Raw genomic sequence first — 25,514 nt, forward strand, 5'->3', positions numbered from 1 at the left:
ATATCAGTATACGCTTACGCGGCTTCGCTTCAGCTATTGAGCTGTAAGCTTCGGCATTAGGCTGAACTCTCTGTATGATTGCAAATCCTGGGTGATTGTACCTTATGCATTAGAATTTGTGTTATTGCACCCCCGAGCAGCCTTCTGTTGTATTTCATACATTAGATTTCAGGATTTTCGCCTAAAAATGCCTCTTCCGCAGGATTCTAATGCACATAGTGCAAATGATCGCTAGTTTCGGCGGAGATAGGAGCAATCTAGTGTACAAAGTGCAACAGACGGCTAGGGAGGGGCTTGAACTCACTCCGAATCAAACTTTAGCTTACAGCTTCTAACGCCTATTTCTAACTACTTAACTCCCAGCTTCCACGCATCTAGCCTACTTACCTGCAAAACCCCACCCTCCACCTCCATACTCCAAGCTTCCCGCAGGAGTCAACTCTGCCCGCTCTGCGCTTCCTTTCTTCCCCGTCGCAAGCTTAACCTTGCGAAATCAGATGTGTGGCAATGGAATGTGCAGGCAATGTGCACTCAGCGATTTCACCGCCGAGGCCAAGCGTCAGGGAGCGTTCTGCTTCGCCTTCGTTCATCAATACAACAGCGATGCTGCCGTCCGGATTGCGGAACGCCGCTGACAGCACGCCTTCGGCAGCCGACTGCAGCCCGATCCGTACAGCACCCGGTGCAATGAATTTGCTGAAATGCCCGATGTAATAATACGAGCTGTTATAGTGAACCTCGTCCGTAGTCGTATCCGCAATTACCGGAGCATCGCAGAGATTCCCCACGTGGTTCGGTCCGCCCGTCTCATCCAGCACCAGATTCCAGTCCAGATACCCCTCTGTCCAGGCATTCAGATCGCCGATCATATTCCGGCCGTAGCGCTCACCCGTGAACCATTCCCCCAGACGCACGCCGCCTTCCTGGCAGCCTTCGGTGAAGAGCACATGCTTATCCGGGAAAAGCTCATGCACCTTCTCCACCTTGTCGAACTCCTCGCCGCCGTACCAGTGGATTCCGGTTCCCCATACGTACTGCGCTGCTTCCGGATCGGACAGAATCGGAGTCACACGCTCGATCATAATATCGCGGTTATGGTCCCAGATGACGATATTCACATCGTCCATTCCGGCTTCGCGCATTACCGGGCCGAGGTGGTTTTTGACGAAATCGCGCTCTTCCTCGGCACTATATACACAAGAGTCCCATACTTGCACTGCTGCCGGCTCGTTCTGCACGGATACTGCCCAGACCGGAATTCCCTCCTTGCGGTAAGCCTCGATGAATTTGGTATAATAGCGCGCCCAGACTGCAGCATATTCCGGCTTGAGCGAACCGCCGTTATTCATCTCCCCGTTCGTTTTCATCCAGGCCGGCGGGCTCCATGGCGAAGCCAGCATCGTAAAGGGCCCGCCTTTGACCTCCATAGCATCCTTAATGAGCGGCAGGACCCACTGGTGATCATGTGATATATCGAAGGTTGCCAGCTCTGTATCATTATCCTGCACATAGGTATAGTTCCCGAGCGCGAAGTCGCAGCTGTGGATATGCACGCGGCCCATACTGTAATTCAGCCCGTCCACCGGGTGAAAATAACGCCGGATGACCTCTGCCCGTTTCCCGGGGCTCATCCGTGACAGCGTATAGGCAGCCGCTTCAGTGAAAGCGCCGCCAAAACCAATGATTGTTTGAAACTCCTGCTCCGGATGCAGCTGTATATCTGCTGTTGTACCAGGGGTTGCTGCTTTGAATTGAATGCCTTCTTTGGAACTCAGACGATCCTCTGTATCTTTGGCGGTTACTACGGTTTGAACGGTTGTCATGTTGATTCACTCCTTCATCATTTGAACTCGAAATAAAAACGAAAGAAATCGAAACCGGTTTCGATTTTGCTGAAAAAAAATGCATTCCGGTTGAACGCACTTTTATCTCTTGCCCGGCGGTGCACAGGAATCCCTGACGATGATCTCTACAGGCAGAACCAGCGCCTCCTGATTTGTACGCGGGCCGTTCATCGAAGCCAGCAAAAGCTCCGCCGCCCGGGTACCCAGCAGCTCCGTGTTCTGGCGTACGGTGGTCAGCGCAGGGGTAACATATCCCGCAAGCTCAATATCATCATAACCCATGACTGAAATATCCTCCGGTACAGACAGGCCCTGATCCTTGGCAGCCATCACGGCACCCAGTGCAAGCAAGTCACCTGAAGCAAACACGGCAGTTGGCCGTTCCGGCAGCTCCAGCAAAGACTTCATTGCGCCGTAACCGTTCTCCAGAGAGTAGAATGCTCCCTCGGCAACATATTCGTCCGGCACCTCAAGACCCTGCTGCTCCATCGCCGCTCTGTACCCCAGCTCCCGCTGTTTCCCCGGATAGGTGTTCTCTCCGCCGGAAATATGGGCAATTCTGCTGTGTCCGAGCGATACCAGATATTCCACTGCCTGCAGCGCACCGGTCATATTATCCGAGCAGACCGTATGTGACAACGCCGTTTCGAAATCGAGAACCACTGTAGGGATATCACTCTCCAGAAGCTCCCGGAAATAAGGATCCTCATAATCGGAAAGGAACACCACAACCCCGTCGACTCCGCGAATCCGGCAGTTCTCCAGATATCCGCTCTGCTTGCCACCGACATCCTTCGAGATAAACATGAGGGCGTAACCCTTGGCTACGGCAACCTGCTTGAAGCTCTCAATAACCGCACTGAAGAAAGGATGGCGGATACCCGCTCCCGTATTCTCCACAAACAGCACACCGATCGTCCAGGATTTCTTGGTCGTCAGTGTACGCGCATGCGCATTAGGAAGATATCCCATTTCCTGGGCGGTACGCAGTATTTCCTGCCGCGTCTTCTCCCGCACGTCAGAGTAGTTATTGAACGCCTTGGATACCGTGGTTGGTGAATAGCCGGTTCTTTTGGCAATATCGTATATGGTAGTCACTTCCGGTTCACTCCCGCGGCCCAAATGAAAGCCCTTTTATGTTCACTGTCATTCTAACTTCTTTCAGAACGGCCGTCCAGCATAAAATATCTCTGTACCGCAGGCAGCAGCGTAACGATCTGAACCAGCATGCCCAGAGACATGTAGAAAACATGAACAATACTGACTGTATCCATCATATACGTCTGCACCATAATCCAGATAATCTGCCCAAAGCCGATATAAAGCGAGAAGCTCCATGCTGCATGCAGCGCCTTAAACGGGGTCAGCGCATAGGCCCAAGACCACTGAGGCTGATTAAAAAGACCATAGAGCACCATTAGCGGCAACAGCCCAAAAATGACCAGCAGCAGAATGCCGGGAATTGCATAACTGTCAAACGGCGATCTCTCCAGTATGGACGCCGGCATTCCAATCATTTCACCACTGGGATCGGCGAGCAGGACCAGCCCTCCGGCGACAGCTCCAAGGCCTAAGAATGCCTGAAGCACAAACAGCAGCCTTACGGCCCCGGGCTTTTTTTCACTAACGGTCATTCAGCTTCCCCCTCTCTGGTTCATAATTATTGTATTCCTATACAAGCCTCATCATCGCTTTACGGCCTTACTTTGCGAGTTTACGGGTTTTTCCTCAAGACTGCGAAGAAGGATGTCTCAGCCCTGGAGATTTGCGGCTTTTGGCGCATGCTGTGTGAATACCTGTGCTTTACGCTATACTAATATCAAATCAATGAAATCACATGGCGGTATACCGTAAATAAGTTTCTATTTCAAAATACAGAAGGGATTGGACAGTTGCGGCTGAGGGCCGTCCTGCCAAGTATACTTATGACTGAAACTATTCTTCCTCCATCCAAACAATGTGCCTATTGCCATCAGCTTAAGCCGCTCTCCGAATTCCGCAGACGGACAGGCAAGCGCTCCAAGGGAATCTCCCGGCGCGGAGCCTGCCGGGAATGCCGCAAGCTACGCGAAGCAGGGGCTGCGGCTGCGCCGCCGCGTGCAAGCGCGGCACCCGCACTGCCGGAGCGTCCGCCCGGCACGGGGACTGCCAAGCGGGATAAGACACTGGTCTCGATCTCTGCAGCGGGCTCCGGAGCTGCCAAACCGCCTGCTGCCTTGGGCCGTCAGCCTTCCTTGCCCGAACGTGCCAAGGAAGGCCGCGGCAGCGCGGGTACCTCCGGCCTCAAGGGCAAGGCCCGTCCGCGCAGTGCTGAAACGGGACGCACGATCCCCCAGCAGCGCGGACCGAAGCCCGATCCCCAGGATGCCTCTGCGCTCATCCCTTCAGGCAAGGGTATGATTCTGATGCGCGGCCACAGCGACAAAGGCCGGCGCTGGCATCAGGAGATCGATCTTGCGCTTGCGGTAACGCTTGTCCGGGAGCATGCCGCAGTTGTCGTGAACCGCCGTACAATCCGCCGCTTATACAGCAATAAGGATTTCCGCGCCTATATTCTGACCCGGGACCAGTATATCTGCTATTTCTGCGGCTTATACGGGGATACCATTGACCATCTGCTGCCCCGTGCCAAGGGCGGGCACACTACGCCGGACAACTGTGTCTGCGCCTGCAATTTATGTAATCAGACCAAGGCCGACCAGTATGTAGAGGAATTCATGGGCCGTTAAGCAGGCTCATGATCCTGTATGCAAATCAAAAAGCGCCTCTTACCCCGGCGGCTGCCCAAGGGACACAGCCGCCCCGGCTCGCGGCGCTTCTTCATTCTTCTGTATATTGCTTAGCCTGTAATGTTCTTGACCCGTCCTACCTGTCCGTCAGTCAGCCGCACTTTGATTCCGTGCGGATGGCGGGGCGAATTGGTCAGGATGTCTTTAACCGCGCCATGTGTGAGTTTGCCGGTCGCCTGATCCTGCTTCAGTACAATATCAACCTGAAGTCCGGGGCGGATATCCGCTCTAACTTGCCCGTTCATGTTCTTCTCCCCTTTCCGGAAATATCTTATATTCTTGTATATAATCAATTTACTATGATCAATAAGGATGATGACAGCTATGGCCTTTGGCATTAACAGAGCAGAACTAGCCCGCTGGAAACAAGCGGTCTCCGCTGGTGAAATCGCGTTCCTTACGCATTACTGGCTGGACAAGCGGTTTCCTGACATCACCACAGTGACCAAGGTCGGGTGCAGTGATCTCCCCCGCCTGAGGGAGTGGTGCAGGAAGAACGGTCTTCCGCCGCAATATATTCATAACCGCCAGCCGTTTCCCCACTTCGACCTGATGGGACCGAAGCAGGAGGAAATCCTCCGGCGTGAGGGGCTGTGGGATCAGCTTGAACGGTTCCGTATGCTATAGCCCCGCAAATGGCCCCGCCCGAAAGCACCCGCAGATTATTTCTTGTTCCGTAAATCTTTCATAATCTTACGGCCGGTTGGTGTCTGGGCCAGTCCGCCCCCTGCCGTCTCGCGGTGCTTCTCGGGCATAGCGGAGCCTACCTCCAGCATGACCTTAATTACTTCATCGGACGGAATCACACTGCGGACACCGGCCAGCGCCATGTCTGCCGCAGCAAGCGCCGTTACGGCACCGAAGCCGTTACGGACAATACATGGAATCTCCACAAGTCCGCCTACGGGATCACAGATCAGCCCCAGCGTATTCTTGAGTGCCAGTCCTACGGCATGCACGGCTTGCGCCGGTGTGCCGCCGCGCATTTCAGTCAAGGCCCCTGCCGCCATCCCGATGGCTGAGCCGACCTCGGCCTGACAGCCGCCTTCCGCTCCCGATACAAAGGAATTGTTGGCAATAACATAGCCGATGGCTCCAGCCGCGAACAGGCCGGTAACCATATAGTCATCATCCCAGCCGAAGCGCTCCTGACAGCTCAGGAACACCCCGGGAATGATTCCGCAGGAGCCTGCGGTCGGCGTAGCGATAATCCGTCCCATGGAAGCATTCACTTCCGAAACCGCAAGAGCATACGCCATGGCCTGGCCGGCAGGACCGCCAAGGCAAGGTTCATCCGCTGCATTGTAAGCAGCCACACGCTGGGCGTCAAGTCCTGTCAGACCGCTGCGTGAGGTGGTGTCTTCATGCATGCCGCGGTGCACCGCTTCCTTCATAACGCCGTAATACTGGCTCATGGTAGCGAACTCCTGCTCCTTGGAACGCCCCGACTCCGCGCTCTGCTCCTCAAGCATCAGAGCGCCGATTCCCAGACCCCGCTCTTCACATAATACAGCCAGCTGGCTGAGTGTTTGAAAATTCATGATGTAATGTCCTTTCCTTTCTGCTCATGTGCCTGTTCATTCAAATCGACGACTTTCACGGACTTCACAGCCGGCAGCGCCCGCAGATTCCGCAGCAGCTCCGGTGTAGCGGCTTCATCCAGCTCCAGCACCGTCAAGGCTGCTCCGCTGCGGTTCTTGCGGTCCAGCGACATATGTCCAATATTGCACTGGCCCTGCCGCATTACATCCGTAACGCTGGCCAGTACGCCCAGATAGTCCATATGATTAATCAGCACGGTTGGATACATGCCGGTAAGCTTCACGCCGAACCCGTCAATATCAACAATTTCGATATTGCCGCCGCCGATCGAGATCCCGGTAAGCACCAGCTCTGTGCCGCTCTCGCTGCCGGTAAGCCGCAGGCGGACCGTATTGGGATGGGGGAACAAGCCCGTCCCCTGACCGAAGGAGATCTCCATTCCGGCTTCGGCAGCAAGCTCTATGGAATCCGGCAGCCGGTGGTCATCGGTGGTAAAGTCCAGCAGACCTCCGGCAATAGCCCGGTCTGTTCCATGTCCCTGATACGTGGCCGCAAAGGAACCGAAGAACGTGACTTCTGCCGTACGCGGCAATTCACCGAGCACCTGGCGTGCCGCTCTGCCGATCCGCGCCGCCCCCGCTGTATGCGAACTGGAAGGTCCGACCATCGCCGGACCGATAATTGAGAATACATCTTTAAACCGCATCGCTCAGGTCTCCCGCTATCAAAATTCGACATTGCACATAGAATAGTGCAAGTCATTTGTAAAGCTCCTATATATTATACTGCGTCCGGACAAAAGCTACACTATTACATTGTTTGTGACCTATCAGCTGTTCCGCGAGAACAGTACAAGGCCATCCCGCTCCTGCCAGCCGGTGCCTGACCAGAAGCTGCGGCCCAGAGCGTTATGCCCGATGACCATCAGATGGCATTTACTGATGCCTTCCTCCCGCAGTCTCTCCAGGCAGCGTGTGACCATCTCACGCCCGGCACCCTTACCCCGGCTGCTGCTGCTGACAGCCACATGATACATATATCCTCTGCGCCCGTCATGTCCGCACACCGCTGTACCCGCAAGTGTACCGTCCGCATCCACACACACCTGGCTGATTCCCGGATTACGCTCCAGATAACGGATAATTTCCCCGCGCGAGTCCGCTTCACTAAGACCCATCCCGTCCGTATTCTTCCATAATTGATAAGCTGCCTCGTAATCATCGGCTGTCATTGGTCTGTATTGCATTAGTTATTCTCTCCATTTCTAAGTTTTTAGTATGTAAAGATAAGACCGCTTAAAGATCGCCCAGTAGAGGACTGCGGCGCACGCTTTTCTGGGCGCATGCATACCAATATACGGAGAGCCAACAGGCAAGGAGGAGTATCACCCGATGATTCCCGTTTACCCCTATTACGGAGAAAAGACGGTATGCCGCGTGCAGCCTATCGCCTTCCCCCCACAGCATCAGGACCGCCAGCCGGGTCTGGAGAGTCTGATGAATCCGCGTCCGATCAGCGAGAACCCCGAGAGCAGCAGCGGCAGGCTCAGAGGAAAGGTTGCCCTGATTACCGGCGGAGACAGCGGCATTGGAAGAGCAACCGCCATCGCTTTTGCCAAAGAAGGAGCAGATATTGCCATCGCTTACTTGGACGAAGCTTCTGATGCCGCAGCCACGCAGCACCGGATAGAAGAGCTTGGACGCCGCTGCCTGCGGATTGAGACGGATCTGCGCTATAAAGAGTGCTGCTTCGAAGCGGTGGAGCACACCGTGCGGACCTTCGGCAAGCTGGACATTCTGGTGAATAACCACGGCGTCCAATATCCGCAGAAGAGCATTCTGGATATCACGGAGGAGCAGCTATACCAGACCTACCGCACCAATATCTTCCCTTTCTTCTTCCTGACCCAGGCCGCACTCCCGCATCTGCACAAAGGAAGCTGCATTATTAACACCGCCTCCATTACCGCTTACCAGGGCAACAAGGAGCTCATTGACTACTCATCCACCAAAGGCGCCGTTGTCTCCTTCACCCGCTCCCTGGCTCTTTCACTGGCGGACAGCGGCATCCGGGTCAACAGTGTGGCTCCCGGTCCGGTATGGACACCGCTGATTCCTTCCAGCTATTCCGCTGAAGAGGTCAGTGTATTCGGCACAGACACCCCATTCAAGCGGGCGGCACAGCCCTATGAGCTGGCAGGAGCCTATGTCTATCTTGCCAGCCCTGATGCTTCCTATGTAACAGGCACCTGTATTCATGTTAACGGAGGGGACATGGTTACAAGCTGATTCATGCGCCGGATTCGTCCGGTCATTCCGGCCGTGCTCTTCACCCACCCCGAAAGGATGTTAAGCGATGACCACACATAAGGATTATGATCTGCCTTCTGTCCGCCTGACTGCGGGCATGTACGCACTGACCAAGCTGTCGGCCGCCGGACTGACCTTTATTCTCGTTTCCCTGTTTATGCTTGGCCATGGATACGAAGGCGGAGTGCCGGATGGCTGGCCGGTATCGGTGCCGTATGCCATTTACGCTTACGGCTTACCGGCAGCGATACTTGCCGATGCCCTGCTGCGCATGTTCCGGTCCACTTCGCTCAGTCCGGCCCTGGTGTTATACGCCGTAGCCGGCTTTGGAGCCGGCCTGTGGCTGGCCTCTGAGCAGGGCGGCGACGCAATGACCAGCGGTCTTGCCGGACTTGTAGTGCTACTGTTGTTCCGGTTCGCCCAGATTGCCGGTGAACGCTACCCGCTCCTGCTTCCCTTCTTCGCCTTGTTTATTCCGCTGCTCTGCCTGGTCTTGTTCTGATACAGTGCCGCCGCTGGCAGAGCCGTAATATTAATCCATTCAGGGCAGAGCAGTGCTACCGTTAGACTCGCACGGGTGCAGCAGAAGCGGCAGGATCACGGGTATGGTGTATAGATAATGAGCCCCAGCAGCTCCGGAGTTACGATTCACAGCGCCTCAATAATATCCCCGGCGATCAAAGCCGCCGGGTTATCCCGTTTCCGGGCGGCACGTTCTCCCGCCAGCCCGTGGAGATAGACCCCAAAGGCTGCCGCTTGTGCAGCATCCAGGCCCTGGGCCAGCAGGCCGGAGATGATTCCTGTCAGCACATCCCCCGCGCCGCCGGTTCCCATACCCGGATGACCCGTGATGTTAACATAAGCCTGTCCTTCGGGCGTTGCTATGACTGTATGGGCTCCCTTAAGCACCAGGATCACGCCGTGCGCTGCGGCATAAGACAGCGCCAGTCCGATCCGGTCACGCTGCACCTGGGCTGTAGACGTCCCTGCCAGCCGGGCCATCTCCCCGGGATGCGGGGTCAGAATTACCGGATGGCGGCGGGTCCAGGACCCGTAATCGGCATCCGCCAGTATATTCAGCGCATCCGCATCGAGAATCAGGGGAGAATCCGTCTCCTCCCAAAGTCTGCGGAGCCAGTCCGTATCTCCATCGAACCGGCCAAGACCGGGTCCGACAGCTATACAATCGCGGCTTCCGCTTAGCTGCAGCACTTCAGCCGCCGTACCGGCATTCCATTCCCCTTCGCCGCCGGATACCGGGGCCAGCATCAGCTCAGGTGCGCAGCCGATCACATAGGGCAGCAGCTTATCCGGCAGCGCCCACGTCACCAGCCCGCAGCCGGCGCGCAGCGCAGCGCGGGCGCACAGCAGGCCGGCGCCGCTCATGCGCAGGCTTCCTGCTGCCAGCAGGACATGCCCGTAAGTGCCCTTGTGGCCTTCGGGCGAACGGCGGCGCGACACGTCGACCTGCAGACGTGTCCGCAGCACTTCCGGCGTCAGCAGGCTGACCCGGACGCCGCTCTCACGCGCCAGGGCAGCGGGGATGCCGATGGAGCGGACCACCACCTGCCCGGCTGCTCCAGCGCCGGGATACTGCAGCAGCCCGCGTTTGAGGAACGCGAGGCAGACGGTCACCGCCGCATGAATGCAGGGCTCATGCGTCTCGCCCGTGTCCGCGTCCAGCCCGCTGGGGATGTCCGCGGACACAATAAGCCTGCCGCTGGCGTTCGCAGCGGCAATCAGCTCGGCATAGGCACCGCGCGGGGCTCCCGCGCTGCCTGTGCCGAGCAGCGCATCTATGATGCCGCTGCATGCGGCAAGGTCCACAGCATCCCTGCCGTAGACTACGGCAGGGATGCCCATGGCTGCAGCGGAATCCCGCTGCAGCGCGGCTTCGCCGGCCAGCGACTCCGGCGCGGCCGCGTACACCAGCGTGACGGCGATGCCGGCCTCACGCAGGTGCCTGGCGGCGGCGAGCCCGTCGCCGCCGTTGTTGCCTTTGCCGGCGAGGACGAGCCAGTGCTCGCCGCCGGCAGCGGTAAGCGTCAGCGCCGGGTCGGCGCTGACCGAGAAGCCCGGCGGCTGGATCGCCGGCCCGCCGGCCGCATAGCTCTGCATTCCTCCGCCCATGGCTCCTGCCCCGTAGCTCTGCATTCCTCCGCCCATGGCTCCTGCCCCGAAGCTTCGCTCCTCTGCATCCGTGCTCCCTATGCCGCCCACCGCGCCCGCCCCATAGCTCTGAGTTCCTCCGCCCGCGCCGCCCATGGCTCCTGCCCCGAAGCTTCGCTCCTCTGCATCCGTGCTCCCTATGCCGCCCACCGCGCCCGCCCCATAGCTCTGCGTTCCTCCGCCCACGCCGCCCACGGCTCCTGCCCCGAAGCCTCGCCCCTCTGCATCCGTGCTCCCTATGCCGCCCACCGCGCCCGCTCCAAAGCTCTGCGTTCCTCCGCCCGCGCCTGCCCCGCGCCGCCGGCACAATGCGATGACCTCCTCGGCAATCGCCCGCCCGGCGTTCTCCATCAGCGCAATTGCCGGAATTCCCAGCCGCTCAATCGTCTCGCGGTCGAATGCCCGCATCTCCTCCGCAGTTACCACATCCATAGCCAAGCCCTCCTTTAGTTGCTTCGATTGTACCCAGTACTATAGAATCAGGCAAATTGCAGGCTTTGACGCATCCCCATCCGGCTAAGGTGCCCGGAATGACAGCAAAAAGCCCTCCTGAGCGTTCAAGAGGACGGGCTTTAAGCTTACGAAGCCTGTATTCTAGGCCGCTTTATTTCCTGACAAGCTTAAACTGTAGCTATTAATACCCCACAGTAAAACGGGTCTTGCTGAAATTCCCTTCCTCCAGCTCATCGATCACCGCTACTGCGAAATCCTGGATACTGATGCTGCTCCGCCCGTTCTCGTCCACAATCAGCCGGTCCAGACCAATCCGGAACTGTCCGGTCCGGCGTCCGGCAATAATAGCGGCAGGCGGGCTCAGATACGTGTAATCCAGCTCTGAACCTCTGTAAATTTCATAGGCATTAGCGTGTGCCGTTGCAAGTGGACGGTAGTCCTCCGGGAAGTCAGCAGTGTCCATAAGCCACTCTCCGGATTCTGTCTTCAGGCTGCCTGCCCCGCCAATAACGATCAGGCGCTGCAGCCCGGCAACACGCATCCCTGTCAGCAGGGAATCCGCCGCCTGCAGCAGATCATTCTCATGCCCCGGCGCCGGTCTGAATGCGCTGATAACCTCTTCATGTCCGTGCAGAGCTGCCGTTACCGTGGCCGGGTCCAGCAGGTCGGCTGCAACAACCTTAAGCCGGTCATGCTGAATACTGAAGGCTTCCGGTTTGCGGACGGCAGCGGTAACCTCATGTTTTCTTTTTAACGCTTCTTCTACAATCGCACTTCCGATCTTACCCGATGCACCAAATACTACGATATCCATTCTCTTGTTGCCTCACTTTCGTATTTGTTTGCAGCTCTGATCCTCTATTCATCATTAACGCCGCAGGAACATCCCCTGAGAATCCGGCAGGACCGGTGCGAATCCATATTGGGCATACAGCCTGGAGGCTTCCCCGTCAGCAATGAGACTAATATACGCCTTGTCCGGCACGGTATCCAGAAACCTGCGGATTTCCCGCATAATGATTTTCCCCAGACCCTGCCCCTGAAAGGAAGGCTTCACGGCAATATCGGTCACCTGAAAAAAACAGCCCCCGTCCCCGATAACCCGTCCCATTCCAACCAATATATCTCCTTCATACAAGGTTACAGCAAACGCGGAGCGGGGCAGCCCGATTCCGGCTCCCTCCACACTCATGGGACTAAGCCCGGCTTCCAGCCGCAGGGCCAGGTATTGCTCCACTGTGGGCAGCTCATGCCGGATATCCGGCTGCAATGTCTTGTCCATACATTATCCCCTCTTGTCATGATTATCCGCCTGCACGCGGACACTCCTGTTAACCTGTTACCAATATATATGACTGCAAGGTTTCGAGGCAAGGCAGCGCCTATCTTATCCGAAAAAATGAAACGTCCTGCCTCCCCCCGGCGTACAATTACTCAGAAATACAAACGGTTCTGCATCTGTTGCCGGCACAGGGTTATTCTTAGCCCGTATCCTTGGGTAAACTGTGGAATAGGATCTTTATAAGACTACTTGGAAGGCTGGTGGAGTTATTATGTCTCCGATAGGGAAATTATTCAAATGGGGAACTTTCGCTTATGAGGCTTTTCTGGCACTGCCGTTCATCGGCGGAGCATTTGTCGTAGCCAATGCCTGGGTACCGCTGGGGGTTGCTTTTCTGCTCCATGCCGTAGCTGTAATTATTCTGCTGAGAGAACGCGGTTCTATCATCGGTAACGCAGTTGGTATCGTCACTTCAGTGGTCGGTTTAATACCTTTTGTCGGCTGGATTATGCATGCCATCACTGCCCTCATACTCCTGGTGGAGGGAATCAGCGGATCACGGCGCAACACACGCTACTAAAGTAAGGATTACACTAATTGTCCCGGCATACAAAAGGGGTACCTCATTCAGCCTTTTCCAGGCTTGTGAGATCCCCCTTTTTTCTGTTCACGGAGATGTATGATCATTTATCAGTGCACTACAGATTGCTATCCTCGTCCCGCAGAACGGGAATCGGTCCGCCGGCTTCCGGTTTCTCCACTATAACGTGCATTTGCTGTGCTGTTCTCGAAACGTTTGCGCTCTGTGCGCTCCATCTGTACGATTTGACCTTCATGCACCACAATATGCAATGAGCCGAACTCCATATCGTCGAGAAGTTCCGTTATCCGCGCAAGCCATACCTCATCCACTTTCAGTGGTTTAGCCATTCTCCAGCCTCCCTTTCCCCGGACAGGGGAGTATCTCCGCCTAAATCCCGTTATTCCGTAATTACCACCTTGTATACTATGAATTAACTTAGCACGGACCCCAAGGACTGTCAATGAGCATTTTTACGTAAAAGCAGGCTCTTGACGATCATCGTCACCAGGGCCAGCAGGAGCAACAGGGAAGCAACGGCGAAGGATGCCGAAAATTGATATTCGTTATACAGAATCTCGACATGAAGCGGCAGGGTATTCGTCTCTCCCCGGATATGCCCGGATACCACGGATACCGCGCCGAACTCCCCCATCGCCCGTGCATTACAGAGAATAATGCCGTACAGCAGACCCCACTTGATATTGGGCAGCGTCACGCGCCAGAAGATCTGCCAGCCGTGCGCACCGAGCGTAATGGCCGCTTCCTCCTCCTGTGTGCCCTGCTCCTCCATCAGCGGAATCAGCTCGCGCGCCACAAAAGGGAAGGTGATAAACAGCGTAGCCAGCACAATACCCGGCAAAGCGAAAACAATCTTGATATCGTGATTGCTCAGCCAAGGACCGAACCAGCCATGCGAGCCGAATACCAGAATAAAGATCAACCCGCCAATTACCGGCGATACGGCAAATGGCAGATCGATCAGTGTAATCAGAAAGCCCTTGCCGCGAAAACGGAACTTGGTCACTGCCCACGCCGCCGTTACGCCGAAGATCGTATTCAGCGGGACGGTAATCGCAGCGACCAGCAAGGTCAGCTTCAGCGCCGAGGCCGCATCCGGATCGGTCAGCGCGGCCCAGTAGACATCCAGCCCCCGCTTCAGTGACTCCACCAGCACAATAATCAGCGGCAGGGCAATCAGCCAGAGCAATACAAGTCCGGCAAGGGAAATGAGCCCCCATTTCACCGCTTTGGATTCAGTCGTCCGGGGGGACGACACGCTTTTTCGCGGCGCGGGGACATGTAAGGGAACTGTACCGGCCATTTTTATTCCTCCTAAAGTTTTGTTAGCTTAGGCATCCTGAATCTGCTTCGTACAAAACTAACTTCGGAAGCATTCGCTTAGGTTTTATGAAGCTCCGCTCCTCGATTAACATCGCAATAAAACTCGCTTCGGAAGCACTCACTTAAGTTTTATGGATCATAGGCCATCTTGAATGGCCGCCGTTGTCCGGATCTCCTGAATCCTTAACGCGAGCTCTTCCGCGCCCAGTGCTGGAGGCTGTTGATGACCAGCAGCATCAGGAAGGAGATCAGCAGCAACAGCAGCGCCACCGCCGTTGCTCCGGCATAATCGAACTGCTCCAGCTTGGACATGATGAGCAGCGGAGCAATCTCCGTACGCATCGGCATATTGCCGGAGATAAACACAACGGAGCCGTATTCGCCGATGCCCCGGGCAAAGGCCAATGCAAAGCCCGTAAGCAGCGGCGGGAACAGCTCCGGCATAACAATCCGCACGAAGGTCCGCCAGCGTCCCGCTCCCAGCGTGGCCGCTGCCTCTTCCATATCCCTGTCCAGATCCTCCAGCACGGGCTGAACCGTGCGGACCACAAAGGGAATGCCGATAAACATCAGCGCCAGCGTAATGCCAAGCGGCGTGAAGGCTACCCGGAGGCCCAGCGGCTCCAGCAGGGAGCCGATCCAGCCGTTCTGGGAATAAAGTGCGGTCAGTGACACACCCGCCACAGCTGTAGGGAGTGCGAACGGCAGATCGATCAGGGCGTCGAATAGCCTTTTGCCCGGAAATTCATAGCGTACCAGCACCCAGGCCAGCAGCAGCCCCAGAACAGCATCGATCAGGGCTGCTGCTGCCGCTGTACTCAGACTGACCCGATAGGAGGCCAGGACACGGGCATCCGTAGCCACATCCCAGAACTTAGCCCAGCTGAGTCCCGTCGAATTGAAGAGCAGCGCTGACAGCGGCAGCAGAACGACAAGACTCAGATACAATACGCTGAACCCCATCGTAATTCCGAAACCCGGCAGAAGCCTGCGCCGTGACACAGCCCCCGCAGCAGCTTTAGTGGTGACATTCATTTGCCCATTCATCCTTTCCTGCCTTCGGCTCGTTGGCCGATCAGCAACCGGGCGGGACCCCGCCTGCAAAATTCGCCTTACCTGTTCTGCTCAGCTCCATCCCGGAACTTGCTATCAGCTGCCCGGCACGTAGATTTTGTCGAAGATTCCTCCATCATTAAAGTGCTTCTCCTGGGTTTCCTTCCAGGTTCCGAATTTGTCCGCCAGTGTGAACAGCTTGATCTCAGGGAATTGGTCCTTGTACTGTTCCTTCACACTTTCCAGAGTCGGGCGGTAATAGTTCTCGGCGGCGATTTTCTGGCCTTCCTCGGTGTACAGGTATTTCAGATAAGCATCTGCGACCTCGCGGGTGCCTCTCTTGTCGACAACTTTATCCACCACGGCTACCGGCGGCTCGGCCAGAATGCTCTCCGACGGATTTACAATCTCGAATTTATCCGGACCCAGCTCCTTGATCGACAGGTAGGCTTCATTCTCCCAGGCGATCAGCACGTCACCGATTCCGCGTTCAACGAAGGTAGTTGTGGAGCCGCGCGCCCCGGTGTCCAGTACGGGTACATTTTTGAACAGCTTCTGTACGAACTCCTGAGCCTTGGCTTCATCGTTATTATTCTGGTCAAGCGCATATCCCCAGGCTGCCAGGTAGTTCCAGCGTGCACCGCCGGAAGTCTTAGGGTTCGGAGTGATCACTTCTACATCGTCCTTGAGCAGATCCGGCCAGTCCTTGATGCCTTTCGGGTTGCCTTTACGCACAAGGAATACGATGGTGGAAGTATACGGGGAGCTGTTATGCTCATATTTACTCTGCCAGTCCGCGCCGATAAGACCTGTTTCCTGCAGTGCATCAATGTCATATCCGAGCGCCAGCGTAACTACATCTGCTTCCAGACCGTCGAGTACAGCCCGGCTCTGCTTGCCTGATCCGCCATGCGATTGCTTGATCGTAACCTTCTGGCCTGTCTCCTGCTCCCAGTAAGCGGCGAATGCCTTGTTATAATTCTCATATAGTTCACGTGTAGGGTCGTAGGACACATTCAGCAGCTCGACCGGATCTTTGGCTGGAGCCTTTGTTGCCTCCGGTGTAGCCGCCGTATTCGCAGCCGCCTCTGTTGCTGCCGGAGCTTCTGTTGCCGCGCCTGCACTGTTCCCTCCATTGTTGTTGCCGCAAGCAGTAAGCCCTGCCGTCAATAATAGTGTGAACCCGGCGATAAGCCCCTTCTTGATCCCTTTCTTCATCACAAACCACTCCCCCATAATGTTCTTGTAATTGCATTATCATTGTGAATTTCTTGTTGGTCGGATTTCCGTCAAAAAAAGACGCAGGAAAGCCCACTTGTGGCTGGTCAAACCGGTCCTATGGACGCGTATCTGCGAGCCTGAAGCAGGCGTTCCTCCGTCTGTACGGTAAGAACTTATTTGATTATTCCTACCCATTTAGTAGGTTATACAGACATAATACTGAAAGCCCTGCGCGCTGTCAAACCTTTTTTTCAATTTGGATGAAAGATAGCTCTATTCCGCCCGGCGGCAGCAAGTGGCGGCCGTTCCTGTAAGACCCACTTGTTATTGATGTCTTAAAGTAATATTATTGCTACATCTTATAGGTCAAATTACTAGATATAAGTTGAATTACTAGAGATGAGTTCTGCCGGATTTCTGCAGCCTCTATTTGCCACAAATTGTCGGGGGAAACTATCATGGGAATGGATTTGGAGTATGTACCCGCACCGCAGGGACCACGCCTGCATAGGCGCATACTCAGAGAAATGGGAAGACGCATCTTAGAAACGTACCGGTACGATACAGCATTATGGAGGATTGCGCTCTGCGGTCCTTGGATTCTATGTATTCTGGCTTTTACTATAGCCGTTATGGGCATCCCTACAGGGCTTGGGAGCGCAGCGGATATTATACTGGCTGCCGGCGCGGGAACCCTTGTAATGGCGCTGGCCGGCAACCTGCTGGCTGTACTGCTCTCCTTAACCGGACTGCGCATTCCGCGGCTGTTCACGGGCTCTTGGCTCAGTGCACTGAGCGCCGTGCTGCTTATTCTGTATTACGCCGATCTGGAGCTTGAGGCTGCAGCAGCCATCGCTGGTATCACAGCTTTGGCCGGGGGACTGGGAGGTCTTGCAGCCGGTCTGCTGCGGACGCGGAGAACCCTCACCGGCGGGCTTCTGGCAGCGGTTCTTGTCCTGACCCCCTTGGCACTGGCCTATGGGACGGGAAGCAGCCCTGCCCCCTCCCCATCGGTTAAGACATTGGCTGCGGATGGAGAGGTTCTTCCTGCGGCGGCGGCTGATCCCGGACAGCCGGGGGACTATACGTTCCACAGCTTCACCTATGGGAGCGGCCAGGACCTGCACCGTACAGAGTATGGCGCGGATGCCGCGCTCCTCTCTGCTTCTGTGGATGCTACGGAATACATCAAATCATGGCCTGCGCTGCGTACCTTATTCTGGGGATTCGATCCCGGAGCGCTTCCTCTAAATGCCCGGGTCTGGATGCCTGACGGGGACGGGCCTTATCCGCTCGTGCTTATGGTGCATGGCAACCATATGATGGAGGATTATTCCGAGGGCGGATACGCTTATCTCGGGGAACTGCTGGCCAGCCGGGGATTTATCGCCGTCTCGCTGGATGAGAACTTCCTGAATTATTCTGCGTGGTCCGGCATTCCGGATAATGACTTCCAGGTGCGGACCTGGATGATTCTGAAGCATCTGCAGCAGATCGCAAGCTTCGCGGAGCAATCCGGTACACCCTTCTATCAGAAGGTCGATTATGACCAGACTGCATTGCTGGGCCATAGCCGCGGCGGTCAGGCTGTAGCCATGGCTGCGGATGCCTCGCGCTGGTTCACCGGTGATCCGGCACTGGCGGCAACGAAGCAGTTCAACATCACTTCCGTTATTGCGCTGGCTCCTACGGATAAAGCCATTGACAGCAAACAGGCCAGTCTGGTGGATGTGAACTATCTGACGCTGCAGGGCGCCCGTGACGGCGATGTGCATGACTTCTACGGGGACCGGCAGTATATGCGTACTTCCTACACCGGCAGCACTCCGGCTTTCAAAAGCTCGCTCTACATTGCCGATGCCAATCACAGCCAGTTCAATACAGACTGGGGGCTGTTTGACCAGGCGCTGCCGACGGGGCTGTTCCTGAAACGTACAGATATAATGGATGGTGATGAGCAGCGGCAGATTGCCAAGGTCTATGTCTCCGCCTTTCTGGAGACTACGCTGCACGGGAAGACGGAATATCAGCAATTGTTCCGTGATTACCGCAGCGGTGCGCAGTGGCTGCCGGATACCGCCTATTATAACCGGTTCCAGAGCGGGACTTACCTTACGGTAGCGAACTACGAGGAAGACCGCAAAAGAAATACGGTGAAGGGCGGCACTGCCACAGCTGAAGGCCTCACCTGGAGCGAAGAAGCGGCCAAGGACCGCGAGTCCAAGAACAAACCTTCATACGGTATTCTGCTGGAGCGCGGCAGCACCGCTCAGAACCAGGCTGGAGCTGGTGATGCGGATGCTGGTGCGGATGCGGATGCGGTTGATGCCTCCTACAAGATTAAGCTTAGTGAATCATTCACCCGTAATCTTGCCGCTTCCGCCGCAGAGGGCTTAGCCTTCTCCTTGGCTAACCGTAATTCCGACGCTGATGATGCAGAGGATGCGGCTGCACCCTCTGCGGCCGCTCTCTCCCCCGATGTGGAGGTGGAGCTGACCGACAGCAATGAGGTCACGGCACGGCTGCCCCTGGATGAGGTAATGGAGATTCTGCCATTGCCCCAGACCGAATTCACGATCAGCCCATGGCTGGAGGAGCGGATCAGCGACGGCAAGTTCGGCGACCGCTCGGAAGCCGTCTTCCAGACCTACGAGCTGCCCTTTGAGCTGTTCCTTGAAGAGGAGCCAGCGCTTGATCCGGACAAGCTGACCGAAATCACCTTCTACCTGCAAGGGGAAGATGACAAGATTATGCTGGATGACATCGGCTTCTATGAGCGGGATGACCAGCTGCAGGGGATGCAGTAAAGAGCCTACTCAGACGATAAAATTACTGTTCCGTGTCCCTTGTGCCACAAGGGTATATAATGAGCCCAAACGAAGAACGTCCCAGACTGCCAGCGGGCAGAGGGACGTTCTTTTGGCGTGAACCCGGAAAAGGGAAATCCTTATGCTTATGCTTATGCTTATGCTTATGCTTATTCTTAAGCCCACTTTCTATAGATAAGTCCATTGGCTTAAATGTTGTATGAATTACAACTTAGATCCACAGATGGCGGCGTAATCCGCTCTATCAAACAGCCACTACACAGACCGGAGACGGAACCTCCAGTTCATTACCCGTAGGAATCAGCCGGCCGCTCTCGCTGTCGATCCTGAAGGATACGATGTTGCCGCTGTTCTGGTTAGCGGCGAGCAGCATGCCGCTGATAATGGCGAAATTCCGCGGTGTCCGGCCGCCGGAGATAACCCAATCTTCCGCTTCCAGCAGACCTGTCGCATTATCAATATGGAACAGGGCGATGCTGTCATGTCCCCGGTTCGATACGTACAGGTATCTTCCGCATGGGGAGACGTGAATATCCGCCGCTGTATCATCACTTCCGGCCGTGTAATGCTCAGGAAGCGAGCTGACATTCTGCAGGATCTTGAGGTTGCCCTGCTGCTCGTCATCCGCAAAAACGGTAACCGTATTATTCAATTCATTCACCAGATAGATCCATTGCCGTGAAGGATGTACAGCCAGATGGCGCGGCCCGGAGCCCGGCGGCAGATCCACTTCGCGGTGGGTGACCAGCTTGCCCTCCTCCACGCGGTAGAACACAATCTGATCCAGTCCGAGATCGCAGACCAGCACATGATCCCCGGTTTTATCGGGAATAACGGAATGCGGATGAGGCGCATCCTGACGGTCTGCACGGATTCCTGAACCGTCATGCTTAACCTGGGAGGACATGTCCTGCAGCGAGCCGTCACTGTTCAGCGGGAATACATTTACATTCCCTCCCGTATAATTAGATACGAATATGTAATCTCCTTGCGGAGCCACGGAAACATAACACGGCGCACCGCCTCCGGTAGCTCTGCTGCCCAGCGGGCGCAGCGCTTTGCTGCCGGATTCAATGGCGTAGGCGTGCACCTGGCCTTCATCCTGTTCACTTACCGCATATAATACGGTTCCCGCTGCATTTACAGCCAGATAGGAGGGATTCTCAATTCCGCGGGTGCCGCCCATAACTCTCATTTCGCCCGTTTCCTTATCCAGCGCCCCCAACAGGATGGCTTCTTCCTTCTCACTACTATAGGTTCCGATATAGAACAACACTTCATTAGGCTGGTGCATGGCAACGGCTCCTTTATTGTATAGTGTACAAATATATAACCTGCACAGCGGTGTTTTCACTCAGCTGATCTCCGCAAAATTTACTATAACATGTTTATGTACCCAAGACATTACCAGGCTTAAACAGCATAAATATGGATACAATAGAATACTAATTCTAAGTGTGCAAGCAATATTTGACACTTGGTTTAAACGTCTTGCAGAAGGTTAATAGTAACCATCGAAGATAACAAACACAAAGGAGCTGAAGAATAATGAGTTTATTATGGATGTTGATTGTTGGTGGCGTGATTGGTTGGCTGGCTGGCCTGATTATGGGCAGAGATATTCCGGGTGGCATTATCGGCAACATTATCGCCGGTATTCTGGGTTCATGGCTCGGCGGCATGCTGCTGGGAAGCTGGGGACCTAAGATCAGCGACTACTATGTCTTCCCTTCATTGATTGGTGCCGTAGTTCTGATCTTCATCGTCAGCCTGATCCTGCGTTCGGTTGGCGGACGTAGCCGTTCTTAAGCCCTATGGCAGCATTCCTAGCTGAAGCTGCTGAAATACACTTATCAAGCAAACCCGCCAGGGTTAACCCTGGCGGGTTTGCTGTGTGGACCATCCAGGGGCCGCCTTCACCACGGCCGGTGATCCATTCTGAATTGGATCTTTTTTCTGCTATAATGAAGAAATAAGTGACCCAAATCACAGAGAGGAAAGTGAATCATGGGCAATATCAACCCCTCACTTCTGCATGTGGGCTCCACGCTGGGAGCCGTGTTCATGGCGCTGATGGTTATTTTTATCCGCCTGAAGGCTAGTGCCCGTCCGGTAACCGTCCGCAAAATATGGATTCCGCCGCTTGGCATGTCCACCGGATTCGCCATGTTTGTAGTCCCGGAAGTCAGATTTCCCTGGTGGTGGGCTGTTGCAGCTTTCCTGGTCGGCTGGTTTATCTTCGCCTATCCGCTAATGCGCAGCACCCGGTTCGAGGAACGGGAAGGACAGATTTATGCCCAGCGCTCCAAGAGCTTCGCCTTCATTCTGCTTGGACTGCTGCTGATCCGCACCCTTCTCCATGAGTTTATCAATCAATATGTATCCGTCCCGCAATCCGGCGGATTATTCTTTATTCTGGCCTTTGGCATGATTCTCCACTGGAGAGTGTTCATGTATAAGCACTACACCCGGATGCTGCCTGCCGAGGCCCCAATACCACAGACCAGAGGGTAAGCAGGATACATACATCCTGGACAGCAGGGTGGAAACGGCTTTGCCGCCTTGTTCAAAGAGCGGTCACGTTTCAGCGGGAAGTATAAGGATGATTCGCGGAATGACACTTATGCATCCTTATATCCACAAACAGGGGGTGTCTCAAACAGCCATGATCATGACTGCTTGGGACATCCCCTTTCATATTTAATAGGCGGCGGGCTTTCTGTATGGTTCTTAACAGCCCGGATCACATAATAATTATAGCAGTGAAGCAGTATAAGGCTGGACCGCCATATTTCTAACCTCTGATGTCAATTGTGTCGAAAAACGGGCAGGCGACGCGTGGCTTTTTCAACTTCATGTCAGGTAACTTCCGATAAGATCAGTTAGAATAAAAGCATACTTCTAGAGAGTGGGGACAAGGCAATTGAAAAGTAAATCGAGAAAAGTGGCAATCGTCGGCTCTGGTATGGTAGGTTCCAGCTGCGCCTACTCCATGGTTAATCAGGCCATCTGCGATGAGATCATGATGATCGACCGCACCTACGACCGTGCCATGGCACAAGCGCTTGACCTCTCGCACTGCATGGATTTCACCGGAACACGCACTAAGGTGTACGCAGGCACCTCCAGCGATTGCGCCGGGATGGATGTCGTCATTCTGACGGCAGGCGCCAATCCCAAACCAGGGCAGACCCGGCTGGATGTGCTGGATGCCGCCGCTGTCATTACCAGGGAGATTGTTACCGAAATTATGGCCGGAGGTTTCGACGGTATCTTTGTCGTAGCCGCGAACCCCGTTGATATTGTCACCTATATGGTATGGAAAATATCCGGCCTGCCGCGGCACCGGATCATCGGCACCGGCACCTCGATTGATTCTTCCCGCCTGAAGACGCTGCTGTCCGAGGTATTCACCATCGATCCGCGTAGCGTCAACGGTTACGCACTCGGCGAGCACGGGGAATCCCAGTTCGTGGCCTGGTCCCATGTAACGATCGGCGGCAAGCCGCTTCTGCAGATCATGGAACAGCACCGCGAGCGTTTCAGCAGCCTGGACCTTGAGGATATCGCCCGCAAGACGAAGGATGCCGGCTGGGAGATCTTCACCCGCAAAGGCTCCACGCATTTCGGGATCGGCAGTGCACTGGCCTACATCACGCGCTCCATTCTGAATGATGAGCACAAAATCATCGCCGTTTCGGCGATTCTGGACGGCGAGTACGGGCAAAGCGGCGTCTGCGCAGGTGCACCGGCCATTATTGGCAGCGGCGGTATCCAGGAACTGCTGGAGCTGAACCTCAGCGATGCTGAAATGGCGAAATTCGCAGCCTCATGCAGCATTATCCGCGGCGGAATTGAGAGTCTGCAGCTGGAAGAAAAGCTGTAAGCCTGACCTTGCATCTGCGGATTGATTCATTAAACAGCAAACACCCCTCTGCTTCAAACACGGTAACCCGTGCGGCAGAGGGGTGTTTTTTTATTGCAACCAGCCCTTAATGGAACTTCTCAATCTCGTTCCGCAATTCGGACATCAGCCCATTTAGGGATTCAGCCGAGGTTACAACCTTACCCATCAGATTCCGCTGTTCAGTTGAAGCCTCTGCAACCATCTCGGCACTTTCCGCAGAATCCCTTGCAATGATCAGCATATCAGAGATGGAAGCCGTAATCTCTTCCGTCCCGGCCGACATTTGCTCGTTGATGGCAGATACATCCTGAATCTGCAAGGAAACCTCGCGGATCGAAGAACGGATATGGTTGAACGACTCGCCCACATTTTTCATTTTTCCCATACCATCACCGATTTCAACTACGCTCTTCTCCATAGAGACCGCAGCATTCTTGGTGGATTCTTGAATCTGGCGGATCAGTTCAACAATGTTCACGATGGCTCCATTGGTGCGCTCAGCCAGCTTCTTCACTTCGTTCGCTACAACCCCGAAGCCGCGCCCGTGCTCGCCTGCTCTGGCCGCTTCAATAGAAGCATTAAGTGATAACAGCCCCGTCTGATTGGAGATTTCCGAGATCACATCCACGATCTGTCCAATCTGCTCTGATTGACCGGTCAGGTTGTTGATTAGCTCTGAAGTCTTCCCCGCAGTAGTGCTAATTACTGTCATCTGCTCAAGTGTAGCCTGGATCTCCAGATAACCGTTCTCTACCTCGGTACTGACCGTTTCCGCCTGATCTGATACACTGACCGAGGATTCGGCAATTCTTTGCAGCCCGATGGCCATCTCCTCCGTGGCTCTGGCCGACTGCTCCGAACCTCTGAACTGCTCTTCCATCCCCCGCGCCACTTCCTGGACCACGGTCTCGATCTCCGCCGAAGTATTGGAGGTCTGACTGGCATAGTTCAGCACACCCTCTGCAGAGACCGCTACCTGAGCGACTGTGGCATCGATTTTGCCGACAATTCCGGCCAGGCTTGCAATCATATCATTGATGCTCTGGCTCATCTGGCCAATCTCATCTCCGGAACGCACTGCCACCCGATCACTCAGATGACCCTCTGCCACCCGTCTCATTACACCGGAGATCGCTACTATCGGCTTCACAATCAAGCGGGTAAGATAAAGCGAGATTCCGATAACAACCAGCATAACTATAACAACGAATATCAGGGAGATGGTCTGTGCCGAAGTTACTTTGGCTGTAATCTCACTCTTTGGAACGCTGATCAGCAGCTTCCAGTCTGTACTGGGGATCGTACGGAAATAGGTGATGACCTGCTTCCCGTCTTCGCCCTTGTAGGTCTCCGAACCCTTGTCGTTTGCCAGTATATTCTTGTAGGCTTCCTTCATTTCCGGCGTTCCGGCATAGTCCGCAATGTTCTTCCCGATCCGCTCCGGATCCGAAGAGGTATAATAATTACCTTGTCCTGAGATCACATATCCATAACCGGTTTCGGCTACATGGATGTTCTTGCTCATCTCCGTCAGAATATCAGGTGTTACCGAGAAGGCGATGCCTCCGGCGAATTGATTGTTTTTGTCCACTGCCGGAACGAAGACCGGAATAATATTTTTATTCAGCTGCTCCAAAAAAGACATATCGGCTACAGCCGGTGCATGGCTCGTCTTGGCTTCCTGGAAATACGCCTCTCCGCTGACATCGGCGGTAAGATTAAGGGAATTCGACAATATCCCTTCCTTATTAATGACACTGTAGCCTTCGGACTGTCTATCGCTGTCTTCCAGCACCTTGACTACCGGAAATATAGTGCCCGGCTGCGCGGTGTCGAATTCAGGATGCATGGCCATCAGTTCCTGTACCGCAGACGTTTTGGAGTTTATCCATTCATCGATCCGTGTAGTATTCATCTCCAGGATACTCTCTGCCAGCTCCTCACTGTCCGCCCGGGTCACGCCCCCAAAGTATTGCATGAAAAAGAGGGTCGCTCCCAGCAGAGGTACAATGGCAACTGCTAAAATGACCAACGACCACTTTTTCTGCAGAGAACCAGATTTTCCATTGTTTGCATTCATTTTCATTTTTGACCACAAGCCTGCCTTCTTCACCGAATGTCCCCCCAGAAAACCGTTGTAATCTTCCATATGCTGTAAATATATAATGATATATCGGCATAAATAGACAAAAA

General features: G+C 54.9%; 25 protein-coding genes. 9 read left to right on the plus strand and 16 right to left on the minus strand.

Features of this window, described 5'->3' with window-relative positions; genetic code table 11:
* Positions 1 to 479: 479 nt before the first annotated feature.
* The 3 genes from MHI42_RS18120 to MHI42_RS18130 form a co-directional block, all read right to left on the minus strand.
* On the minus strand, positions 480 to 1,823 hold the full coding sequence (locus tag MHI42_RS18120; RefSeq protein ID WP_342420252.1) for a glycoside hydrolase family 30 protein: 1,344 nt from the start codon (positions 1,821 to 1,823) through the stop codon (positions 480 to 482).
* A 102-nt stretch (positions 1,824 to 1,925) separates the two neighbouring features.
* A complete protein-coding gene (locus MHI42_RS18125) occupies positions 1,926 to 2,942 on the minus strand; it encodes a LacI family DNA-binding transcriptional regulator (RefSeq protein WP_342420253.1) in 1,017 nt (338 codons plus the stop codon).
* 53 nt (positions 2,943 to 2,995) lie between these two features.
* Entirely contained in the window at positions 2,996 to 3,478 is a 483-nt protein-coding gene (locus MHI42_RS18130; RefSeq protein ID WP_342420254.1) for a hypothetical protein, read from the minus strand.
* Positions 3,479 to 3,769: 291 nt separating this feature from the next.
* On the opposite strand from MHI42_RS18130, the gene MHI42_RS18135 reads away from it, so the two are divergent.
* Positions 3,770 to 4,573 (plus strand): HNH endonuclease, encoded by an 804-nt coding sequence (locus MHI42_RS18135; RefSeq protein ID WP_342420255.1) that lies wholly within the window; start codon positions 3,770 to 3,772, stop codon positions 4,571 to 4,573.
* A gap of 110 nt (positions 4,574 to 4,683) precedes the next feature.
* Here the strand turns inward: MHI42_RS18135 and MHI42_RS18140 are convergent, their stop codons facing one another.
* On the minus strand, positions 4,684 to 4,878 hold the full coding sequence (locus MHI42_RS18140) for a YwbE family protein (protein ID WP_042133109.1): 195 nt from the start codon (positions 4,876 to 4,878) through the stop codon (positions 4,684 to 4,686).
* 79 nt (positions 4,879 to 4,957) lie between these two features.
* Between MHI42_RS18140 and MHI42_RS18145 the strand changes: the two genes are divergently transcribed.
* Positions 4,958 to 5,260: a hypothetical protein gene (locus tag MHI42_RS18145; RefSeq protein ID WP_039310552.1), complete on the plus strand. Its 303-nt coding sequence runs from the start codon at positions 4,958 to 4,960 to the stop codon at positions 5,258 to 5,260.
* 35 nt (positions 5,261 to 5,295) lie between these two features.
* Here MHI42_RS18145 and sdaAA read toward each other — a convergent pair whose 3' ends face one another.
* From sdaAA to MHI42_RS18160, 3 genes are all read right to left on the minus strand, one after another.
* Positions 5,296 to 6,174, minus strand: coding sequence for an L-serine ammonia-lyase, iron-sulfur-dependent, subunit alpha (gene sdaAA, locus MHI42_RS18150; protein WP_171720274.1), 879 nt, complete (start codon positions 6,172 to 6,174; stop codon positions 5,296 to 5,298).
* Positions 6,171 to 6,881 (minus strand): L-serine ammonia-lyase, iron-sulfur-dependent subunit beta, encoded by a 711-nt coding sequence (gene sdaAB, locus MHI42_RS18155; protein WP_342420256.1) that lies wholly within the window; start codon positions 6,879 to 6,881, stop codon positions 6,171 to 6,173. The genes sdaAA and sdaAB overlap by 4 nt, the downstream gene beginning before the upstream one ends.
* A 123-nt stretch (positions 6,882 to 7,004) precedes the next feature.
* Entirely contained in the window at positions 7,005 to 7,421 is a 417-nt protein-coding gene (locus MHI42_RS18160) for a GNAT family N-acetyltransferase (protein WP_342420257.1), read from the minus strand.
* Positions 7,422 to 7,566: 145 nt separating this feature from the next.
* Between MHI42_RS18160 and MHI42_RS18165 the strand changes: the two genes are divergently transcribed.
* Positions 7,567 to 8,463 (plus strand): SDR family oxidoreductase, encoded by an 897-nt coding sequence (locus tag MHI42_RS18165; RefSeq protein ID WP_342420258.1) that lies wholly within the window; start codon positions 7,567 to 7,569, stop codon positions 8,461 to 8,463.
* Positions 8,464 to 8,530: 67 nt separating this feature from the next.
* On the plus strand, positions 8,531 to 8,986 hold the full coding sequence (locus MHI42_RS18170; RefSeq protein ID WP_039310540.1) for a hypothetical protein: 456 nt from the start codon (positions 8,531 to 8,533) through the stop codon (positions 8,984 to 8,986).
* 146 nt (positions 8,987 to 9,132) lie between these two features.
* Here the strand turns inward: MHI42_RS18170 and MHI42_RS18175 are convergent, their stop codons facing one another.
* From MHI42_RS18175 to MHI42_RS18185, 3 genes are all read right to left on the minus strand, one after another.
* Complete coding sequence (locus tag MHI42_RS18175) at positions 9,133 to 11,085, minus strand: NAD(P)H-hydrate dehydratase (RefSeq protein ID WP_342420259.1); 1,953 nt, start codon at positions 11,083 to 11,085, stop codon at positions 9,133 to 9,135.
* A 202-nt stretch (positions 11,086 to 11,287) separates the two neighbouring features.
* Positions 11,288 to 11,920, minus strand: a complete 633-nt coding sequence (locus MHI42_RS18180) for an NAD(P)H-binding protein (RefSeq protein WP_342420260.1) — start codon at positions 11,918 to 11,920, stop codon at positions 11,288 to 11,290.
* 54 nt (positions 11,921 to 11,974) lie between these two features.
* Positions 11,975 to 12,388 carry a GNAT family N-acetyltransferase gene (locus MHI42_RS18185; RefSeq protein WP_171720280.1) on the minus strand — a complete coding sequence of 138 codons (414 nt, stop codon included), beginning with the start codon at positions 12,386 to 12,388 and terminating at the stop codon, positions 11,975 to 11,977.
* Positions 12,389 to 12,659: 271 nt separating this feature from the next.
* Between MHI42_RS18185 and MHI42_RS18190 the strand changes: the two genes are divergently transcribed.
* Positions 12,660 to 12,968: a hypothetical protein gene (locus tag MHI42_RS18190; RefSeq protein ID WP_042232103.1), complete on the plus strand. Its 309-nt coding sequence runs from the start codon at positions 12,660 to 12,662 to the stop codon at positions 12,966 to 12,968.
* 128 nt (positions 12,969 to 13,096) lie between these two features.
* Here the strand turns inward: MHI42_RS18190 and MHI42_RS18195 are convergent, their stop codons facing one another.
* From MHI42_RS18195 to MHI42_RS18210, 4 genes are all read right to left on the minus strand, one after another.
* Complete coding sequence (locus MHI42_RS18195) at positions 13,097 to 13,318, minus strand: YezD family protein (RefSeq protein ID WP_039299580.1); 222 nt, start codon at positions 13,316 to 13,318, stop codon at positions 13,097 to 13,099.
* Positions 13,319 to 13,428: 110 nt separating this feature from the next.
* Positions 13,429 to 14,292, minus strand: a complete 864-nt coding sequence (gene cysW, locus MHI42_RS18200; RefSeq protein WP_342420261.1) for a sulfate ABC transporter permease subunit CysW — start codon at positions 14,290 to 14,292, stop codon at positions 13,429 to 13,431.
* Between the two features lie 203 nt (positions 14,293 to 14,495).
* Positions 14,496 to 15,347 (minus strand): sulfate ABC transporter permease subunit CysT, encoded by an 852-nt coding sequence (gene cysT, locus MHI42_RS18205; protein ID WP_171720282.1) that lies wholly within the window; start codon positions 15,345 to 15,347, stop codon positions 14,496 to 14,498.
* A gap of 114 nt (positions 15,348 to 15,461) precedes the next feature.
* Positions 15,462 to 16,583: a sulfate ABC transporter substrate-binding protein gene (locus MHI42_RS18210; protein WP_340990323.1), complete on the minus strand. Its 1,122-nt coding sequence runs from the start codon at positions 16,581 to 16,583 to the stop codon at positions 15,462 to 15,464.
* Between the two features lie 530 nt (positions 16,584 to 17,113).
* Here MHI42_RS18210 and MHI42_RS18215 point away from each other — a divergent pair.
* A complete protein-coding gene (locus MHI42_RS18215; RefSeq protein WP_342420262.1) occupies positions 17,114 to 19,393 on the plus strand; it encodes an alpha/beta hydrolase in 2,280 nt (759 codons plus the stop codon).
* A gap of 265 nt (positions 19,394 to 19,658) precedes the next feature.
* Here the strand turns inward: MHI42_RS18215 and MHI42_RS18220 are convergent, their stop codons facing one another.
* On the minus strand, positions 19,659 to 20,708 hold the full coding sequence (locus MHI42_RS18220) for a lactonase family protein (protein WP_342420263.1): 1,050 nt from the start codon (positions 20,706 to 20,708) through the stop codon (positions 19,659 to 19,661).
* 254 nt (positions 20,709 to 20,962) lie between these two features.
* Between MHI42_RS18220 and MHI42_RS18225 the strand changes: the two genes are divergently transcribed.
* The 3 genes from MHI42_RS18225 to MHI42_RS18235 all read left to right on the plus strand — a co-directional run bounded on the left by MHI42_RS18225 (position 20,963) and on the right by MHI42_RS18235 (position 23,300).
* Positions 20,963 to 21,223 carry a GlsB/YeaQ/YmgE family stress response membrane protein gene (locus MHI42_RS18225; protein ID WP_036732764.1) on the plus strand — a complete coding sequence of 87 codons (261 nt, stop codon included), beginning with the start codon at positions 20,963 to 20,965 and terminating at the stop codon, positions 21,221 to 21,223.
* Positions 21,224 to 21,421: 198 nt separating this feature from the next.
* Positions 21,422 to 21,928: a cytochrome c biogenesis protein CcdC gene (locus MHI42_RS18230; RefSeq protein ID WP_171720285.1), complete on the plus strand. Its 507-nt coding sequence runs from the start codon at positions 21,422 to 21,424 to the stop codon at positions 21,926 to 21,928.
* 409 nt (positions 21,929 to 22,337) lie between these two features.
* Positions 22,338 to 23,300, plus strand: a complete 963-nt coding sequence (locus MHI42_RS18235; RefSeq protein WP_042133078.1) for an L-lactate dehydrogenase — start codon at positions 22,338 to 22,340, stop codon at positions 23,298 to 23,300.
* A gap of 106 nt (positions 23,301 to 23,406) precedes the next feature.
* On the opposite strand, the gene MHI42_RS18240 is transcribed toward MHI42_RS18235, so the two are convergent.
* Positions 23,407 to 25,299 carry a methyl-accepting chemotaxis protein gene (locus MHI42_RS18240; protein WP_342420264.1) on the minus strand — a complete coding sequence of 631 codons (1,893 nt, stop codon included), beginning with the start codon at positions 25,297 to 25,299 and terminating at the stop codon, positions 23,407 to 23,409.
* Between the last annotated feature and the right edge of the window lie 215 nt (positions 25,300 to 25,514).

The sequence above is a fragment of the Paenibacillus sp. FSL E2-0178 genome, from assembly GCF_038593005.1.
Classification (GTDB): domain Bacteria; phylum Bacillota; class Bacilli; order Paenibacillales; family Paenibacillaceae; genus Paenibacillus_AQ; species Paenibacillus_AQ phytohabitans.